This is a genomic window from Desulfofundulus thermosubterraneus DSM 16057 (assembly GCF_900142025.1).
Taxonomy (GTDB): domain Bacteria; phylum Bacillota; class Desulfotomaculia; order Desulfotomaculales; family Desulfovirgulaceae; genus Desulfofundulus; species Desulfofundulus thermosubterraneus.
Map to the genome: position 1 here is coordinate 1 of NZ_FQZM01000023.1, position 16,864 is coordinate 16,864.

18 protein-coding genes are annotated in these 16,864 nt (G+C 55.1%); 16 read left to right on the top strand and 2 right to left on the bottom strand.

What is annotated here, in order from left to right:
* Positions 1-115: 115 nt before the first annotated feature.
* Entirely contained in the window at positions 116-1,555 is a 1,440-nt protein-coding gene (locus BUA65_RS09680; protein ID WP_072869271.1) for a 4-hydroxyphenylacetate 3-hydroxylase N-terminal domain-containing protein, read from the bottom strand.
* Positions 1,556-1,790: 235 nt separating this feature from the next.
* Between BUA65_RS09680 and BUA65_RS09685 the strand changes: the two genes are divergently transcribed.
* The 15 genes from BUA65_RS09685 (at position 1,791) to BUA65_RS09760 (ending at position 14,547) form a co-directional block, all read left to right on the top strand.
* Positions 1,791-2,510: an N-acetylmuramoyl-L-alanine amidase family protein gene (locus BUA65_RS09685; RefSeq protein WP_084062266.1), complete on the top strand. Its 720-nt coding sequence runs from the start codon at positions 1,791-1,793 to the stop codon at positions 2,508-2,510.
* The gene (locus tag BUA65_RS09690) at positions 2,503-3,474 is read left to right on the top strand and encodes a serine hydrolase (protein WP_072869273.1); all 972 of its coding nucleotides are present in this window, start codon (positions 2,503-2,505) and stop codon (positions 3,472-3,474) included. Before BUA65_RS09685 ends, BUA65_RS09690 begins: the two co-directional genes overlap by 8 nt.
* 76 nt (positions 3,475-3,550) lie before the next feature.
* The gene (locus BUA65_RS09695; protein ID WP_072869275.1) at positions 3,551-4,720 is read left to right on the top strand and encodes a D-alanyl-D-alanine carboxypeptidase family protein; all 1,170 of its coding nucleotides are present in this window, start codon (positions 3,551-3,553) and stop codon (positions 4,718-4,720) included.
* A gap of 332 nt (positions 4,721-5,052) precedes the next feature.
* Positions 5,053-5,394, top strand: a complete 342-nt coding sequence (spoIIAA, locus tag BUA65_RS09700) for an anti-sigma F factor antagonist (RefSeq protein ID WP_207543881.1) — start codon at positions 5,053-5,055, stop codon at positions 5,392-5,394.
* Between the two features lie 12 nt (positions 5,395-5,406).
* On the top strand, positions 5,407-5,862 hold the full coding sequence (spoIIAB, locus tag BUA65_RS09705) for an anti-sigma F factor (RefSeq protein ID WP_013822962.1): 456 nt from the start codon (positions 5,407-5,409) through the stop codon (positions 5,860-5,862).
* Positions 5,863-5,874: 12 nt separating this feature from the next.
* Complete coding sequence (gene sigF, locus BUA65_RS09710) at positions 5,875-6,657, top strand: RNA polymerase sporulation sigma factor SigF (RefSeq protein ID WP_072869277.1); 783 nt, start codon at positions 5,875-5,877, stop codon at positions 6,655-6,657.
* 181 nt (positions 6,658-6,838) lie between these two features.
* Entirely contained in the window at positions 6,839-7,033 is a 195-nt protein-coding gene (locus BUA65_RS09715) for a dodecin family protein (RefSeq protein ID WP_013822960.1), read from the top strand.
* 411 nt (positions 7,034-7,444) lie between these two features.
* Positions 7,445-7,732 carry a hypothetical protein gene (locus tag BUA65_RS09725; RefSeq protein ID WP_114281486.1) on the top strand — a complete coding sequence of 96 codons (288 nt, stop codon included), beginning with the start codon at positions 7,445-7,447 and terminating at the stop codon, positions 7,730-7,732.
* 284 nt (positions 7,733-8,016) lie between these two features.
* Positions 8,017-8,481, top strand: a complete 465-nt coding sequence (gene spoVAC, locus BUA65_RS09730) for a stage V sporulation protein AC (RefSeq protein ID WP_072869281.1) — start codon at positions 8,017-8,019, stop codon at positions 8,479-8,481.
* Positions 8,482-8,493: 12 nt separating this feature from the next.
* Entirely contained in the window at positions 8,494-9,507 is a 1,014-nt protein-coding gene (spoVAD, locus tag BUA65_RS09735) for a stage V sporulation protein AD (protein ID WP_072869286.1), read from the top strand.
* 10 nt (positions 9,508-9,517) lie between these two features.
* A complete protein-coding gene (gene spoVAE / locus BUA65_RS09740) occupies positions 9,518-9,874 on the top strand; it encodes a stage V sporulation protein AE (RefSeq protein WP_072869361.1) in 357 nt (118 codons plus the stop codon).
* Between the two features lie 11 nt (positions 9,875-9,885).
* Entirely contained in the window at positions 9,886-11,415 is a 1,530-nt protein-coding gene (locus BUA65_RS09745; RefSeq protein WP_242656299.1) for a spore germination protein, read from the top strand.
* Between the two features lie 80 nt (positions 11,416-11,495).
* On the top strand, positions 11,496-12,485 hold the full coding sequence (locus tag BUA65_RS09750; protein WP_072869288.1) for an acyl-CoA dehydratase activase-related protein: 990 nt from the start codon (positions 11,496-11,498) through the stop codon (positions 12,483-12,485).
* On the top strand, positions 12,485-13,570 hold the full coding sequence (locus tag BUA65_RS09755) for an acyl-CoA dehydratase activase-related protein (RefSeq protein WP_072869290.1): 1,086 nt from the start codon (positions 12,485-12,487) through the stop codon (positions 13,568-13,570). The genes BUA65_RS09750 and BUA65_RS09755 overlap by 1 nt, the downstream gene beginning before the upstream one ends.
* On the top strand, positions 13,570-14,547 hold the full coding sequence (locus tag BUA65_RS09760) for an acyl-CoA dehydratase activase (RefSeq protein ID WP_072869292.1): 978 nt from the start codon (positions 13,570-13,572) through the stop codon (positions 14,545-14,547). The genes BUA65_RS09755 and BUA65_RS09760 overlap by 1 nt, the downstream gene beginning before the upstream one ends.
* 365 nt (positions 14,548-14,912) lie before the next feature.
* Here the strand turns inward: BUA65_RS09760 and BUA65_RS09765 are convergent, their stop codons facing one another.
* Positions 14,913-15,212, bottom strand: a complete 300-nt coding sequence (locus BUA65_RS09765) for a carbohydrate-binding protein (RefSeq protein ID WP_072869293.1) — start codon at positions 15,210-15,212, stop codon at positions 14,913-14,915.
* A 211-nt stretch (positions 15,213-15,423) separates the two neighbouring features.
* Here BUA65_RS09765 and BUA65_RS09770 point away from each other — a divergent pair, with 211 nt between their 5' ends.
* The gene (locus BUA65_RS09770) at positions 15,424-16,788 is read left to right on the top strand and encodes a TrpB-like pyridoxal phosphate-dependent enzyme (protein WP_072869295.1); all 1,365 of its coding nucleotides are present in this window, start codon (positions 15,424-15,426) and stop codon (positions 16,786-16,788) included.
* The last annotated feature ends 76 nt before the right edge of the window (positions 16,789-16,864 follow it).

The following is a 16,864-nucleotide window of genomic DNA, read 5'->3' on the forward strand; positions in this document are numbered from 1 at the left end:
GCTCATTGTCTCCTAATGCAAAATGTACTTTGTGAATATATACAGAACGTGAATGCCTTGTGTCAGCAAGGTTTTTTCTTTTTTGGTCTATATAACTACTGACCGGGGGCTTTTCTCATTCCGCAATGCCGGCCAGGTTTTTGGCCAGCTTTTTCTTTTTTTCCAGGTCGGTGAGGGCGTAGAGGGCCATCTTCTGGGCCTGGGGGGATCCGGCTCCGTGCCAGGTGCCGGCACCGTGCAGTCCGGCGCACCAGTTCTGAATGAACTTGGCTATGCGCAACCTTAACCCGGCAGAAGCGGCCGCCTTAAAAAATTTCTTCACGTAATGGGCCGTTTCTGTATTTTCCAGTTCCAACTCCGAGGGCATGGTCACGGCCATACCGCCCCCGATATCCCCGGCCCACTTCATGATTTCCCAGAACCCATCGGCTACGGTGAGCTTGGCCACATTGCCGAAGATATCGTCCGGCTGGTAAAACCCCGAACCGGTCGGTTCTTCCCGGCCTTTGACGGCGGCGGCAACGGAACAGGCGTAACAGGTTTCCCTGATCCGGATCATATCGGTAATTTTTTCAACAATATGCGGGGCTTTTTGTACGCCCGCATACTCTGCCGCCAGTTGAGACGCTCCAATGATCAAATCGGCAAATCCAACTTTGCAGGCACCACCGCAATTCATGCGGTGGGTTTTGGCAAAGCGGGCAATCAGCTTGCCGGTAAATTGAGTCTCACCACATAAAAAGACCCTCTCCCAGGGAACAAATACGTTTTCGAAAACCATGGTACAGGTCTCCCTCTGGCCATACAGGGGGTTACCCAGGTATTTAACATCGGGCATTACTTCCCGTTCGGCCGTAAAGGGCGTGTACTGGCTGATATAGGTGATGCCGGGAGCACCGTTGGGAACTGCAAAGGCTACGGCAAAGTTTTCCTCCCCGGGACGCATGGCCATGGTCGGGATGACCACTGTTTCATGGCAACCGATGGCCCCGCTCTGGCTTACCTTGGCTCCTCGTACCACAATACCGTCGGAACGTTTTTCCACTACGTGGACATAAACATCCGGGTCCTCCTGTTGCGCCGGGCGCTTGGTTCTTTCTCCCTTCGGGTCGGTAACGGCACCGCTTACGGCCAGGTCATTTTCCTGTAGATACTTGAGGTATTTGATAAACCGCTGGTGATAGTCCGTCCCCAGGTCCCGGTCCATTTCCCAGGTTACGCCTGCCAGAGCGTTGAGGGTATCCGCCCCCACACACCGGTAGTTGCATGTCCCCAGCATCTGGCTGGTTAAAAGGGCCATCTCGGCCCGCATTTCCAGATCGTGAATGCTTTGGGCAATGTGCAGGCAACGGCTGACCCGCTTGCCGGTATAGGGCGATACGGCGGTCATAATCTCTTGATATTGGAGGTCCTGGGCCAGTTCATACACCCGCGCGTTGGCCCGGACCACAGTCATGGTGGTGGGGTTTTCCAGGAGATTCACCTGCTTGCCTCCCAGGAATATCCTGGGATTCAGCCCCCTCATGCTTTCCAGGTACTCCGCCGCTGTTTTCATTGCAAAACACCTCCATAATCCCGGGGATTGAATTTTCTAACAACACGAATTGGCAGCAAGAATTATGCCAGGCTGGCACGTCCTCAAAAAATGACGTGGCGCGTTATTTGTCAGAAACTAGATCCTCCCTGGGCTTATAAATTTTATAGGGATTGTAAACCTTAAGTGACAGTAGGCGGAATGAGTTGTGGACTCGGTTATTACCCGATATTAGCTTTTGAGGTGGAGAACCGTGTTGCACCCTGCGCCGCAAAGTTTTACCCGCATTATGCTCATGGCAGTTATTTTGGGTCTGGTTTATCAGGTGGCGGCCCCAGCAGCGGCGGCCCCTCCCGGTAACGCCCTGGCCGGGCGGGTAATCGTCATTGATCCCGGTCATGGCGGGGACGACCCGGGGACAGTGGGATGTCACGGCATTGTGGAAAAGGATGTGGCCATGGAAATCAGCCGGCGGGTGGCGGACGTTTTTCGGCAGGCCGGGGCCCGGGTGGTGTTGACCCGCGATGGAGAATGGGAACCGGCACGTGCCGGGGAAAGCGGTGGGGAAAGGATTGAAGCCCACGATCTGGCCCGCCGGGTGGAACTGGCCAATAAATGCGGTGCCCATCTTTTCCTCAGCATCCACTTGAATCATTTTTCCGAACCCGATGAATACGGGGCACAGGTTTTTTACCAGACCGGTTCCCAGGAAGGCCGGAAACTGGCCGAAGCCATCCAGGCGGAGCTGAACAAGAACCTGGTGGATTCGGGGCGCCAGGCTTTGGCCGGTGATTTTTACGTCTGCCGCAACTCCCGCATGCCGGCGGTAATAGTGGAAGTGGGGTTTTTAAGCCACGAACATGAATCCCGGCAGCTAACCGATCCCGCCTATCAGGAACGGGCTGCCCGGGCCATCCTCCGTGGTGTGGTCAACTACTTCCAGGGCGGCAAAGGGGAGGTGAAACAGCATGGTTAGCATTACCCGCCTGGCAGCTCTCCTGCTTGTTTTAAGCCTGACCGCCGGTCCCGCCGTCGCAGGCAATAATATGCCGGTGACCGGAGGACTTTCTCATCAACCGCTGCAGAACATTGATTACTCGCCTTTAAAAAAGCAGATGGAAAAATTTGTGCACGGCAAAAAGTCCACCTTTGCCATTTACTTCGAGGATCTGGCCTCCGGCGCCAGTTTCGGTATTAATGCCGATAAACCAATGGTGGCAGCCAGCACGGTCAAGCTGCCCATGGCCCTGTACATAAACGATTTGGTGGTGCAGGGTAAAATGCACTGGTACGACCGGGTGAGTTACCGCAAGGCCACCGATTATGAAGACGGTTCCGGAGTGCTGCGTTACGAAGCCAGGGACGGAGATACCTATTCCCTGCGCCTGCTGACCAATCTGGCCATCACCATCAGTGATAACGTGGCCTTTCGCATGCTGGCCAGGCACGTGGGCCGGCCGAATTTTTATGCCTATATGAAGGGGCTGGGCGGCCGTACGGTCTATCCGGGAGGGAAAAATTTGACCACCGCCCGGGACCTGGCCACCTATGTCAAGGCCACCCTGGATTTCGCCCGGCGCCATCCGCAGGAAGGGCAGCGCCTGCTGGATGATCTGGTCCACCCGTTTTTTCATATCGGCTTACCGGGACTGCTTCCGCACCAGGTCATGGTGGCCCATAAGGAAGGGGATTTGGATGGGATAGCCAACGACTGCGGGGTGGTTTTTAGCCGGCGGCCTTACATCCTGGTGGTTTTATCCAGCGGGGTAAAAGAGACCCGGGAGGGTTTTGCCGATATCGCCCGGTTAAGCAGGATGGCTTACGATTTTCAGGAATCTCTCCCGGCGGCTGAAATATTCCCGTTATACCAATTACCGGTAAATGTTTCAGTAAAACCGCTCCCACCGGCGCGGTGCCGTCAGCGCGGAGCACCGGAGTGAGCGTGGACAACGCGGCACCATAGCGGGGACACTGAACATTTACAATCACCGAAATAATGGTAAGGAGGTTTATCTAATGTTCGTCCGGAAAATCCTCAGTACCTTGTTGATTTGTTTATTCACCCTGGCTTGTGCCTTACCGGCCTGGGCGGTGAAAGAGAAGGAGGAAGGCACCGGGGGTGGGCTGGATACTACCGCCGAATCCGCGGTGCTCATGGAAGCCCATACGGGCAAGGTTTTATGGGCCAAGAATCCTGATAAGGAATTACCCATGGCCAGTGTAACCAAAATCATGACCCTCCTTTTAGCCGTGGAAGCCGTGGAACAGGGTAGGGTCAGTCTTAAGGACCGGGTGGTGGCCAGTGAAAACGCGTGGGAAATGGGCGGCTCCCAGATTTACCTTGAGCCCGGGGAAGAATTCAGTTTCGAAGAAATGCTTATTGCCGTGGCCGTAGGCTCGGCCAATGATGCCAGCGTGGCCGTGGCCGAGCACATCCTGGGGAGCGAAGAGGCTTTTGTGGAGGCCATGAACCAGCGGGCCAAACAACTGGGTTTAAAACACACCCATTTTGTAAACTGCACCGGCCTGCCGGCCGAGGGCCATTACACATCGGCCTACGATATGGCGGTTATTTTACGGGAATGTTTGAAATATCCCCTTTTCCGCCGCATCTCGTCCATCTACGAATATGATTTGCGCGGTGGAAAGTTCAAGCTGTGGAATACCAACAAGCTGCTCAAGTGGTACGAGGGCGTGGATGCCGGCAAGACGGGCTGGACCAACGAGGCCAAATATTGCCTGGCTTCTTCGGCGGAACGGGACGGCCTGCGGTTGATTGTGGTAGTCCTGGGTACACCCGAACCAAAGAGCCATTTCCGGGAATCCATCAAGCTTTACAAGTATGGCTTTGCCCGTTACAAGGCGGTAAACATCTACCCGGCGGGTGCTAAAGTAAAATCCCTGCCTGTAAGCAAGGGCGTCGTGGATAACCTGGATGTGGTGACAAAAGACCGGGTTACCGTGGTAGCACCAAAAGGGGAGGACCGGGGATTCACCACCCACCTGGAACTGCCCTCCCGGGTAACCGCTCCCGTAACCAAGGGGCAGCAGCTTGGCTTCTGTGTGGTGAAAAAGGACGGGCAGGAAGTGCTGCGGGTGCCTCTGGTGGCCCGGTATGAAGTTAAAAAGGCCAACTTGCTGCAGCAGATCAAAAAAGTATTTACACGCCTGCACAGCGTTCGTTAAAACGGGTGCCCCGGGACAAGGGGCGCCTTAAAATTTGCATTTCGACAGAATATATGGTAACATTTAGCAGGAGAATGCCACCCCGCCGTAGAAGTTCTAAAACTGAAACCGTAAAAATTCGTGAAAACCCGTTTGTTGATACCGTTACAAAACCAATGGTGCGGGCGGCAGTCGTTGCTAAGGAGCGACCCAGCACTCACTAGAACAACGGCCTCGTTAGAATAGTTATTGAGCATATGTGACCAATGTACTCAAAAGAAGTACCTTACCAGTGAGTGCTGGGCCGCCCAGGTGGTTATGCTACAGTATCTAAAACGCGGCAGGGGTGATCTATGGTGGAACTGGATCTGGAAATCAGACAGGATACCCTGTTTGTCCGCCCGGAAGGGGAGCTGGACCTGGGGGTAGCCGATTTACTGCGCAATGCCCTGGAAGAATCTTTAAATAAAAACCCGGTGCGTCACCTGGTGCTCAATTTAAGCCGGGTCTCTTATATTGACAGTTCCTGCTTGGGGGTTATCCTCGGCCGCTATAAGCGCCTGGCCAGGGAAGGAGGCAGGGTTTCGCTGGTGGGTTTGCAACCCCATGTGCGCCGCATTTGTGAGCTTTCGGGGCTTTTCCGGATCATGGGCGAGTATACCACGGAAGAAGAAGCTGTAGCCAGGGCCGGGTGAGGGGGGATTGCCATGAAAGTGATTAACCAGTTAAAGATGGAATTTTTAAGCCTGCCGGCCAACGTAGCCTTCGCCCGGGTGGCTGTGGCCGCCTTTGCCTCCCAGCTGGATTTTACTTTAAATGACCTGGAGGAAATTAAAGTAGCTGTTTCCGAAGCGGTGGCCAATGCCATTGTCCATGGTTATGAAAATTCCCCCACAGGCATCGTACGGGTGCTCGTCACCCTGCTGGAAACCGGGGTGGAAATCCGGGTGGAAGATAATGGCAAGGGCATTGCCGATGTAAAAAAGGCGCTGGAACCGGCCTATTCCACCGACCCGGAGCGCATGGGGCTGGGGTTTGTGTTCATGCAGTCCTTTATGGACCGCCTGCATGTGGATTCCAGCCCGGCCAGGGGAACCCGGATAACGATGATCAAAAACATTAACAACCGGGGTGCAGCAGCAGCTTCCCAGGGAGGGCACTGAGGTGACTGCCCCATGAGTACCCGATTAGTGGAAATGAATTTACCCCGCTTCCCCCTTTTGGGCGATGAAGAGATGCGGGAACTGCTGCGCCGTGCCCGGGCCGGGGACAAGGCTGCCCGGGAAAGGCTAATTAACTGCAATTTAAAACTGGTCTTCAATCTGGTCCGACGCTTTCAAAACCGGGGTTACGAACTGGAGGATTTGTTCCAGATTGGGTGCATTGGCCTGATGAAGGCTATTGATAAATTTGATTTAAACTTCGACGTTAAATTTTCTACTTATGCCGTACCCATGATTGTAGGGGAAATCCGGCGCTTTTTGCGGGACGATAATCCTGTAAAAGTAAGCCGGTCAGTTAAGGAAACTGCCTACCGCATTCAGCAGGCCCGGGAGCGCCTTACCGGGCGGCTGGGCCGGGAGCCCTCAGTGGGGGAAGTGGCTGCGGAGCTGGGGATTTCCCGGGAGGATGTGGTCACCGCCATGGAAGCGGTCCAGGCACCTACCTCCATTTACGAAACTCTTCACCAGGACGATGGCGATCCCATATACCTTTTGGATCAGCTCCGGGATGGAGATGAAGGGGAGATGCCCTGGCTGGATCATATTGCGGTGAAGGAACTGCTCATGTCCCTGCCCGAACGGGATAGAAAAATCCTCATGTGGCGGTTCTTTGAAGACAAAACCCAGGCCGATGTGGCTCGGCGGCTGGGTTTGTCCCAGGTGCAGGTATCACGGCTGGAACGCCAGGCTTTAAAAAAGCTCAAGGAGATGATGCAGCCCGGGGAGGATGGTTGAACCCCGGGTAACTGTTCAGTAAAACCGCTACCACCGGCAGTTGCCAACGCGGCACCATAGCGGGATCACTGAACATTTGCAACCCCGGGTCTTTTTATTGTTTCTTAACCGCATAAAACCCCTTTTTATCGTAGATAATAGCCTTAGCTGTTAAAAAAGTTTATCAAAGGGGGATGACTTTATGCATATTAAGGTTTCGGAATTAGTCGGTGAATCACCCAACGGGTGGAAGGCCGCCGTCCAGGCGGCCGTGGACGAAGCCTCCAAAACCATCAGCGACATCGTTGGTGTGGAGGTGGTAAACCTGACCGCCAATGTGCAAAACGGCCGGGTAACCGAGTACAAGGCCAATGTAAAGATTGCCCACCGGGGCTAGCGGCAATAAACAAGGAAAATCAGCCTTTTCCGTGTTGCTCGGAAAGGGCACCTTGCAAACTCAATCCAGAACAGTCCAGTTTGAAACCCGGTAAAATCAAAGATTCTAGAACAGTTCGTTTGCAAACGGTTTGCAAACTCCCGCTGTGGGTAACGGGGAAAAAAAGGTACCGGAGAACCAAACCTGCCTGTTTTTTTACAGGTGGGTTTTGGTTTTTTGGCACAATTTATCGCTGCCTGTTGAACTGCCCCAAATACAAAAGCCCGCCTACCATCATAGGGAATTCCCATTGGATTTTGTCGGTGCAGTCCGCGGTGTTCCGGTGGCCCTGGAGTGCGAGGGTTTTGTGTAATCTATTGTTTCCAGCCATGCCTTGGTGTACAATGGGGGTGATAAAGGCAGGTGATGACCATGCCAGAGGAAGCAATCAAGGAAATAGCGGCCACCAGCGAACAGCCGCCCGGCGGCAATATGCCACCGCATAGCCTGGTTTCACAGGAATTTTTCTTCCTGCTCCAGCGGATAGATCGCCTGGACGAAAAGTTGTCTAATCGAATAGAACAGCTGGATGAAAAAATTGATCAATTAGAAGACAGGTTAAGTGATCGTATTGATAATCTTCGGTTTTGGGCTATAGGCGCGGTAGTTGCTATTGTGGTCGGATTCATCGGCACGATTGCCACCCTGATCAACCATTAACGTGCGAAATCCAATGTAAATAACCCGTCACTGAAAAGTACCGGGAACAATCCCCGGTGCTTTTCCTTCGGTGACTCCTGTGCGGCCAATGCCAGCCACATCCGTGAAGCCACCCTGCCGGTTCTGGAAGAACTCCTGAATGTAAAGATTGCCCACCGGGGCTAAACACCAAATCGGGACACCACTGCTGGTGTCCCTTGATCTTTCTTGGCGTTTCCGGGCTCCCTCCCGGGCGCATAATCGTCTGGTTGAAAGGAAACCATAACAACCGGGGGTGAGACCTGATGGCCGAGGTGAAAGATTCTCAACCACTTGAGATACAGAAGAAAGAATATCAAAAGATGGTCCAGGAAATTCAACCGAAGCCTACTCTGGGCCGCAATGTTTTCTGGGCTTTTGTTGTGGGAGGGCTAATCAGCGTTTTAGGGCAATTATTTTTGAACTTTTTCCAGGCCCGGGGGCTGGCCTTGCCGGAAGCAGGAGCGGCTACGTCCACGGTGCTGGTTTTCCTGGCCGCCCTGCTCACCGGGCTGGGGGTATACGATGAGATTGCCAAATTTGCCGGTGCCGGTTCCATAGTACCCATTACCGGCTTCGCCAATTCCATGGTCGCCCCGGCCATGGAATACCGGGGTGAAGGACTGGTCCTGGGCGTGGGGGCAAGGCTATTCACCGTGGCCGGACCGGTGCTTGTTTTTGGCATTGTGACAGCCTGGATAGTAGCCATTTTGTACTACTTCTTCCGGTAGGAGGTGAAGCCTTTGCCGGCACCCAAAAAAAACGGGCTGCAGACCGTGTGGTTTCAAAACCCACCGGTAATCATTTCTACGGCCACCATTGTGGGAAACAAAGAAGGTCAGGGGCCTTTGGGTCATACCTTCGACAAGGTGGTGGAAGACAACTATTACGGGGAAAACACATGGGAAAAAGCAGAGCGGCGGATGCTCAAAGAGGTCATGCAAAATGCCATCCAGCGGGCCAACCTGCAACCCCAGAATATCGACTACCTGCTGGCCGGTGACCTTCTGAACCAGATCATCAGTGCTGATTTCGTCGCCAGGGATCTGGGTATTCCCTTTATCGGTCTCTACGGGGCCTGCTCCACCATGTATGAAGGCCTGGCCCTGGGGGCCATGCTCATTGACGGCGGCTTTGCCGAATATGTGCTGGTAGGGGTATCAAGCCATTATTCCACGGCCGAAAGGCAGTACCGTTACCCGACGGAGCAGGGTACCCAGCGCCCCCTGTACGCATCCTGGACGGTAACCGGGGCAGCCGCGGCAGTACTGGCCCGCCAGGGTAATGGCCCGGTGATTACCCATGCTACCATCGGCAAAGCAATTGATTTAGGCCAGGGTGACCCCATGAACATGGGGGCGGCCATGGCCCCGGCAGCTGCCGATACCATGGCCCGCCACCTTCTGGACACCCAGCGCCAACCCGATTACTACGATCTTTTTATCACCGGTGATTTGGGAACTTACGGGCGGGAACTGGCCCTTAAGCTAATGCAGCAAAAGGGTTATGACATTTCCAACCGGTTCAGTGACTGCGGGGTCCTGATTTATTCCCCCGACCAGGACGCCCATGCGGGAGGCAGCGGCTGTGCCTGTGCCGGCGTGGTTACCTGCGGGTACCTGATGCAGGAAATCAAAGCCGGCCGCTTAAAGCGCATCCTGGGGGTGGCTACCGGGGCCCTGCTCAGCCTCTGCAGCTACCAGCAGGGAGAGACTATTCCCGGCATTGCCCATGCCGTAGTCATAGAAGGACGGTGATTTGAATAACATGATTTTTTTAAAGGCGTTTATCGTGGGTGGTCTGTTATGTGTGATTGCCCAGCTCCTGATGGACTTGACCAGCCATAAGGTTACCCCCGCCCACGTGCTGGTAGGTTTTGTTACTGGAGGAGTTATTTTAAGCGCCCTGGGGTTGTACCAGCCGCTGGTGAACTGGGCCGGAGCGGGGGCTACGGTGCCCTTGAGTGGTTTCGGCCACCTGCTGGCCCAGGGAGCCATCGGTGGGGTAAAAGAAAAGGGAGTCCTGGGGGCCTTTTCCGGAGGGGTGGCCGCAACAGCCGCCGGCATAACCGCAGCGGTCGTTTTTGGTTACCTGGCCGCCCTGGCCTTCCGACCAAAAGGATAGGAGTGAATTTCATGAGCCAGCAGACGGCAGACGTGAGCCAACAGGCGGTAGATGCCAGCAATAAAACGCCGGTGAAAAAACGGCTGGAAGAAAATACGGAATTCCTGAAAAAGGCTCTGGGAATAGGGGAAAGCTACGATGTCATCCTGCGGGAACTGAACATTGGCGGGGTCAAGGCAGCCCTGATCTTTGTGGACGGGCTGACCAACGATCAGATTTTTACCCTTATTTTGGAGCACCTGGCGGAACTGGAACGGGAAGGGATGACCATCAATACCTTCCGCAAGCTTTTTTACCGCCACGTCCCCTTCACCGAAGTCAGCCAGGTGAAGCACCTGGAGGACGTGGTGGAAAAGGTGCTTTCCGGCCCCCAGGCACTGCTTATTGACGGGGAAGATAAGGCCATTATCATTGACGCCCGGATTTACCCCGTGCGCCAGCCCGAAGAACCGGATCTGGAAAGGGTGGTGCGGGGTTCCCGGGATGGTTTTACCGAAACGCTGGTTTACAACACCGCCCTCATTCGCCGCCGTCTCAGGGATCCCAGGCTGCGCATGGAAATCCTCCAGGCAGGCAAACGGTCCAAAACCGATATAGTTATTTGCTTTTTGCAGGATGTGGCCAATCCGGATCTGGTGGACAGCATCAAGGAAAAGATTAAAAACATCAACATTGACGGGCTGCCCATGGCGGAAAAAGCGGTGGAGGAATTAATCACTCCCGGCAGCTACTGGAATCCGTTCCCCCGGGTGCGTTACACCGAGCGGCCCGACGTGGCCGCCATGCACCTGCTGGAAGGGCACGTCCTGGTGCTGGTGGACACCTCGCCCAGTGTGGCCATTGTCCCCGCTACCTACTTTCATCACCTGCAGCATGCCGAGGAATACCGTCAGAGCCCGGCAGTGGGTGTGTGGTTGCGGGCGGTGCGCTTTGTGGGGGTGGCCATATCCATCTTCCTGTTACCCCTCTGGTTCTTAGCCGCCCTGCATCCCGAACTGTTACCATCGGCTTTGAAGTTCATCGGCCCCAAAAAAATTGGAGCCGTTCCCTTGATAATACAATTTATTATTGCCGAGTTTGCCGTTGACATGGTGCGGCTGGCTACCATCCACACCCCCACGGGCCTGTCGGTATCCATCAGCTTGATCGCCGCCTTGCTCATAGGCGATATTGCCGTTTCCGTGGGTTTGTTTGCTCCCGAGGTGATTTTGTATACGGCGGTTGCCGCGACCGGGATCTTTCTTACCCCCAGTTACGAACTTTCCCAGGCCAACCGCCTGGTACGCCTGTTCTTACTGGCGGCAGTGGCTGTGGCCGGCCTGCCCGGCTTTATCATCGCCGTACTGGTAACCTTCGCCTTTCTGGTGGCTACCAGGTCCTTTGGGGTCCCATACCTGTGGCCTCTGATCCCCTTTAACTGGACGGCCATGAAAAAAGTACTTGTGCGTTCCCCGGTGCCGGTAGACAACATCCGCCCCAGCATCTTAAAACCCCGGGATAAATACCGGCAGGCCGTTCCTGAACCGGCCCGAAAACGGTAAGCCCCCAGCCCGGGGGCTGTTTTATTTTTTGCCCGGTGGGCCATAATAAGAATATTGCTATGCCGGAAAGGAGTGAACCAATGACCCTTAAGGTAGGTATACCCAGAGCCTTGCTCTATTACTATTACTTACCTTTATGGCGTACCTTTTTTGAAGCCCTGGGATTGGAAGTGGTTATCTCCAGGCCAACCACTAAAACTATTTTAGATGCCGGTTTGCAGAACTCCGGGGATGATGTCTGCCTGCCGGTGCGGTTGGCCTTCGGTCACGTGCTTGATTTAAAAGACCGGGTAGATGTCCTTTTTTTGCCCCGGATGGTAAGTATTGCCCGGCGGGAATATATCTGCCCCAAGTTCCTGGGCTTTCCCGACATGGTCCGGCACGGGATTTCAGGGCTGCCGCCCCTCATAGATCCAAACCTTAACCTTTACCGCAAAGATAGTCTTTATCCTTTCTTTGCTGCCCTGGGCCGCAATTTTACCAGCAACCGGCTCGCTATTTACCTTGCCTACCGGCAGGCCGTGTATACCCAGACCCGCTATGTGCAGCTGTTGGAAAAAGGGTTTTTCCCGGAAGAGGCCCTGGCGGTAATGTACCAGGGACTTACGGAAGGACGGGAACCGGGTGGCGACGGCCCGACGGTGGCTGTAATCGGTCATCCGTACAATATTTACGACCCCTACATCAGCATGAACCTTTTGAGCCGGCTCGCCAGGAACGGGGTGCGAGTTTGCAGCGCCGAAAACCTTCCGGAAACCCTGGTCCGGGAACAGGCCGCCAGGCTGCCCAAGCATCTTTTCTGGAGCCTGGGACAGCGCATGATCGGTGCTGCCTGGCACTACCTGCAGAGCCCGGGTGTGGACGGCATCATCCACGTGGCTTCCTTTGCCTGTGGCCCCGATTCCCTTACCGGGGAACTGATCTCCCGGGAGGTGAAGCGCCGGGGTAAACCCTTTCTCAACCTGACCCTGGACGAACATTCGGCGGAAGCCGGGGTGGTAACCCGCCTGGAGGCCTTTCTGGACATGATAGAGCGCCGGCAGTTTCTTCCAGCAAGGGAGAGTGTATGATGAAGGTCACCTTTCCTCACATGGGACACATGTGGATCTGCCTTGCGGCCATGCTGGAATACCTGGGGGTGGAGGTGGTGGTACCGCCTCCTTCCAGTAAACGCACCCTGACCCTGGGAGCCAGGCATGCCCCCGAATTTGCCTGTCTGCCCTTCAAACTAAACCTGGGCAATTTCATGGAAGCGGCGGAACAGGGGGCGGATACCATTCTCATGGCCGGCGGGTGCGGGCCCTGCCGCTTTGGCTACTATGCCCAGGTGGAACACGCCATCCTGGAGGACCTGGGCTACAACTACCGCCTGGTGGTGCTGGAACCTCCCCGAAAACATGTGGGGGAACTATTGTCCAAGATCAAATACATCACCGGCCACAGTTCCTGGTGGGAAGTGGTAAGGGGTATTCGTTTCGGGTACCAGAAGGCCCGCATGGTGGACGAGCTGGAAAGACAGGCCCATTTCCTGCGTCCCCGGGAGATCCACCGGGGCAGCACAGATAGAGCGTTTAAACGTGCCCTGCAGGAGATTATTGCCATGAAACACCCGCGGGATCTGCCAGAAGCCCGGGAACGGGTGCGTAAGATCATGGACGCTGTGGCCATAAAGCCCAGGCCGGTTCTGCGCGTGGGCATCGTCGGTGAAATCTTCACCCTTTTGGAACCCTTTGCCAACCACGATCTGGAAAGGAGGCTGGGTTACCTGGGTGTGGAGACCGACCGGTCCATTTATTTAAGCGAGTGGATCAATGATCACCTTTTCCTGGGCCTGGTAAGAGGGCTGCGCAGCCGCAGGGAGGCCTGCCAGGCGGCGCCTCCTTATTTAAACCATTTCGTGGGAGGCCACGGACAGGAAACCGTGGGCAGCGCGGTTATATACGCCCGGCAGGGTTATGACGGTGTAATCCAGCTCCTGCCCTTTACCTGCATGCCCGAAATTGTGGCTCACAGCGTGCTGCCCGGACTGAGCAACAAGCTGGGCATCCCTACGTTGACCATCACGGTGGATGAGCAGTCCGGGGAAGCCGGGTTGGTAACCCGCCTGGAGGCTTTTGTGGATTTGCTGGCCAGAAAAAAAGGAGTGGTAGTATAATGAAGGGGTATCTGGGCATTGATGTCGGTTCCGTAAGCACCAACCTGGTCTTTATGGATGAAAATGGCAAAATCAGAGAAGCCATTTACCTGCGTACCCGGGGTCAGCCCATTTGTGCTTTGCAGGAGGGATTGCGGCAGCTGGCCGGACGCCTGCCCGCAAATACCGCTGTCCGGGGGGTAGGTACCACTGGCAGCGGACGTTTTTTGGCCGGAATAATTGCCGGAGCTGACGTGGTAAAAAATGAGATTACCAGCCACGCCGTGGCTGCCTCCACCCTGGTGCCGGGAGTGCAGACGATCCTGGAGATCGGGGGCCAGGACTCCAAAATTATCATCCTGCGCAACGGCGTAGTGACAGATTTTGCCATGAACACTGTTTGCGCCGCGGGTACCGGTTCTTTCCTGGACCAGCAGGCGGCCCGGTTGAATATTCCCATTGAAGAATTCGGTAATCTGGCACTGGAATCCACCGTTCCGGTACGTATAGCAGGCCGTTGTGCCGTTTTTGCCGAATCGGACATGATTCATAAACAGCAGATGGGCTACAGTCTGCCCGATATCCTGGCCGGTTTGTGCGAGGCTCTGGTCCGCAATTACCTCAACAACGTCGGCAAAGGCAAGGAGATTCTCCCCCCGGTTGTTTTTCAGGGGGGGGTAGCGGCCAACGCCGGCATGCGGCGGGCCTTCGAGCAGGCCTTGGGTCTGGAAGTACATGTGCCTCCCCACTACAACGTGATGGGAGCGGTAGGGGCGGCCATCTTAGCCAGGGAGAAAATGGCCGGCGGGGGGACCAGCCGGTTCCGGGGGTTCGGGGTGGCTGAAACCCGCTTCAAAGCCGGGGGCTTTGTCTGTGAAAATTGCCCGAACCTTTGTGAAGTGGTGGAAATCACCCGTGAAGGCGAAGTTATTGCCCGCTGGGGGGATCGCTGCGGTCGCTGGTCCGGCTCCCTGGGGTATCAAGAGAGCGCCGTTTAAAGATACTGTTGCAAAACCAAAAGGAAACGGGCGGCGGTTGTCCTTCAAGGAGCGACCCAGCACTCACTGGAACATCTCTTTCTTTAGAATAGCCATTGATCATGTGTATGTAAAGTTACTCCGAAGGAGCGCTTTACCAGTGAGTGCTGGGCTGAGGTTAGCAAACCGGCAGCGCGAATCGCGCTGGTAACAGTCTATAGAATGATTCAGCGACTTATGCTGCAGCTATCCATAAGGATAAGAGAGTCCCGGCGCATAGGCAGCGCCAGCCAGTTTCGCTTCGAACCTGCAGCACGGAGTGACGGGGACGACCGCCGCCCCGGGTAGTTAACAAGGGACGGTTAAAAAACCGTCCCTTGTTGCGGTTAAGCCCGCACAGTCCAGTTGTAACCGTTGTTGTTATCCCAGTTGTTGGCTGAATCCTTAAAGCAGAAGGACATCATGCCGTTTTGCATGCGCAGGGTACTTTCCCAACCCCGCTGGGTGCGTTCCATTTTAATGGTGCTGACATTTTGCCAGTTTTTAGGGTCACCAAATCCGCAGTGCAGGTAAACCTGGTCGGCACCACTTTTGGCCAGAAGCCCGTTGTAAATAATGTTCACTTCATTGAAGCCAGCTGGCCTTACCTCGACGCCTTTCGGAGTATCGGACCAACCTTGAATCAAAACAAAGCACCTCCTGCATTTTAAAGTGTTGCCACTGTTAGAGTCCCCCGTAGCTCTTAAGGTATGCGCGGACATTTTTCCCTGTCATGGAAATTAACACTTAAGTTAATTCGTATCTTCCAGGAGGAAATGCCTGCACGCCGGCGAAAATAAGAAGGGTGCGCTTACGGCGCAATAAAGGTATATTTTTTATAGAAGGAGCATAGAAGAGATGAGCGAAACCAAAATCCTGCTTGCGGAAAAAGAAATGCCTACGCATTGGTACAACATCCAGGCTGACATGCCCCAATTGCCCCGGCCGCCTTTACATCCGGTTACCGGAAAGCCAGTAGGACCGGATGATTTAAAGGCCATTTTCCCCACGTCATTGATTGAGCAGGAAATGACCCGGGAACGCTGGGTGGAAATTCCGGAAGAAGTGCGGGAAATTTACCGCCTGTGGCGGCCCAGTCCCCTACACCGGGCGCACCGCCTGGAAAAGGCCCTGGACACGCCGGCCCGCATCTTTTATAAATACGAGGGAGTAAGTCCCGCCGGAAGTCATAAGTTGAACACGGCCGTCCCCCAGGCTTATTTCAACAAAAAGGAAGGTATCAAAAGGTTGACCACGGAAACGGGAGCAGGCCAGTGGGGGGTGGCTCTGTCCCAGGCATGTAACTTTTTTGGCCTTGAATGTACCGTGTACATGGTCAAAGTCAGCTACCACCAGAAACCCTATCGCCGCTCTATGATGGAAATATTTGGAGCCAAAGTCTATGCCAGCCCCAGCGAACAAACTGCCGCCGGCCGCAGGATCTTAAGCGCTGAACCCGATTCCCCCGGCAGTCTGGGCATTGCTATCAGCGAAGCGGTGGAAGATGCTGCCGGCCGGGAAGATACCAATTACGCCCTGGGCAGCGTGCTCAACCACGTCCTTTTACACCAAACGGTGATCGGATTGGAGGCCAGGGAGCAAATGGCCAAGGCCGGATACTATCCGGACGTGGTCATCGCCTGCTGTGGCGGCGGGAGTAACTTTGGGGGGCTTGTTTTCCCCTTCGCCCATGACAAGCTGGCGCGGGAAGCAAAGGTGCGGCTGGTGGCCGTGGAGCCCAGCGCGTGTCCCACTTTGACCAGGGGCAAATTTGCTTACGACTACGGTGATGTGGCCGGGTTAACGCCCCTATTGCCCATGTATACCCTGGGGGCCGAATTCATGCCTCCCGGAATCCATGCGGGGGGCCTGCGCTACCACGGTGACTCCCCCCTGGTAAGCCAGCTGGTACATGACGGCGTTGCCGAAGCGAGAGCCTTTAACCAGACCGATGTCTTCCAAAGTGCCATTATGTTTGCTCGCTCCGAGGGAATCGTACCGGCTCCCGAGTCGGCCCATGCCATTGCCTGCGCCATTCAGGAGGCTCTGGCAGCCAGGGAAGCGGGGGAGGCAAAAACCATCCTGTTTAACTTGAGCGGCCATGGTTTCCTGGATCTGCCCTCCTATGACGCCTACCTGGCCGGCAAGCTCGAGGACTACCCCCTGCCGGAAGAAGAGCTGGCCAGGTCCCTATCCCGGCTTCCCAAGGTGGATTTGGGGTAGGTTAGAATTAGAAAGTTGTTGACAGTACCAGGCGTCCGTGTTACAATGGGACAAAATTGTATACATTATGCCTCAT

Excerpts from the sequence above, each read along its gene's own strand:
- BUA65_RS09680 (WP_072869271.1), bottom strand. The coding sequence starts at position 1,555 with ATGAAAACAGCGGCGGAGTACCTGGAAAGCATGAGGGGGCTGAATCCC.
- spoVAE (WP_072869361.1), top strand. The coding sequence starts at position 9,518 with ATGATTTTTTTAAAGGCGTTTATCGTGGGTGGTCTGTTATGTGTGATT.
- BUA65_RS09715 (WP_013822960.1), top strand. The coding sequence starts at position 6,839 with ATGCATATTAAGGTTTCGGAATTAGTCGGTGAATCACCCAACGGGTGG.
- BUA65_RS09760 (WP_072869292.1), top strand. The coding sequence starts at position 13,570 with ATGAAGGGGTATCTGGGCATTGATGTCGGTTCCGTAAGCACCAACCTG.
- sigF (WP_072869277.1), top strand. The coding sequence starts at position 5,875 with ATGAGTACCCGATTAGTGGAAATGAATTTACCCCGCTTCCCCCTTTTG.
- BUA65_RS09695 (WP_072869275.1), top strand. The coding sequence starts at position 3,551 with ATGTTCGTCCGGAAAATCCTCAGTACCTTGTTGATTTGTTTATTCACC.
- BUA65_RS09755 (WP_072869290.1), top strand. The coding sequence starts at position 12,485 with ATGAAGGTCACCTTTCCTCACATGGGACACATGTGGATCTGCCTTGCG.
- BUA65_RS09690 (WP_072869273.1), top strand. The coding sequence starts at position 2,503 with ATGGTTAGCATTACCCGCCTGGCAGCTCTCCTGCTTGTTTTAAGCCTG.
- spoIIAA (WP_207543881.1), top strand. The coding sequence starts at position 5,053 with ATGGTGGAACTGGATCTGGAAATCAGACAGGATACCCTGTTTGTCCGC.
- spoVAC (WP_072869281.1), top strand. The coding sequence starts at position 8,017 with ATGGCCGAGGTGAAAGATTCTCAACCACTTGAGATACAGAAGAAAGAA.
- BUA65_RS09745 (WP_242656299.1), top strand. The coding sequence starts at position 9,886 with ATGAGCCAGCAGACGGCAGACGTGAGCCAACAGGCGGTAGATGCCAGC.
- BUA65_RS09770 (WP_072869295.1), top strand. The coding sequence starts at position 15,424 with ATGAGCGAAACCAAAATCCTGCTTGCGGAAAAAGAAATGCCTACGCAT.
- spoIIAB (WP_013822962.1), top strand. The coding sequence starts at position 5,407 with ATGAAAGTGATTAACCAGTTAAAGATGGAATTTTTAAGCCTGCCGGCC.
- BUA65_RS09750 (WP_072869288.1), top strand. The coding sequence starts at position 11,496 with ATGACCCTTAAGGTAGGTATACCCAGAGCCTTGCTCTATTACTATTAC.
- BUA65_RS09725 (WP_114281486.1), top strand. The coding sequence starts at position 7,445 with ATGCCAGAGGAAGCAATCAAGGAAATAGCGGCCACCAGCGAACAGCCG.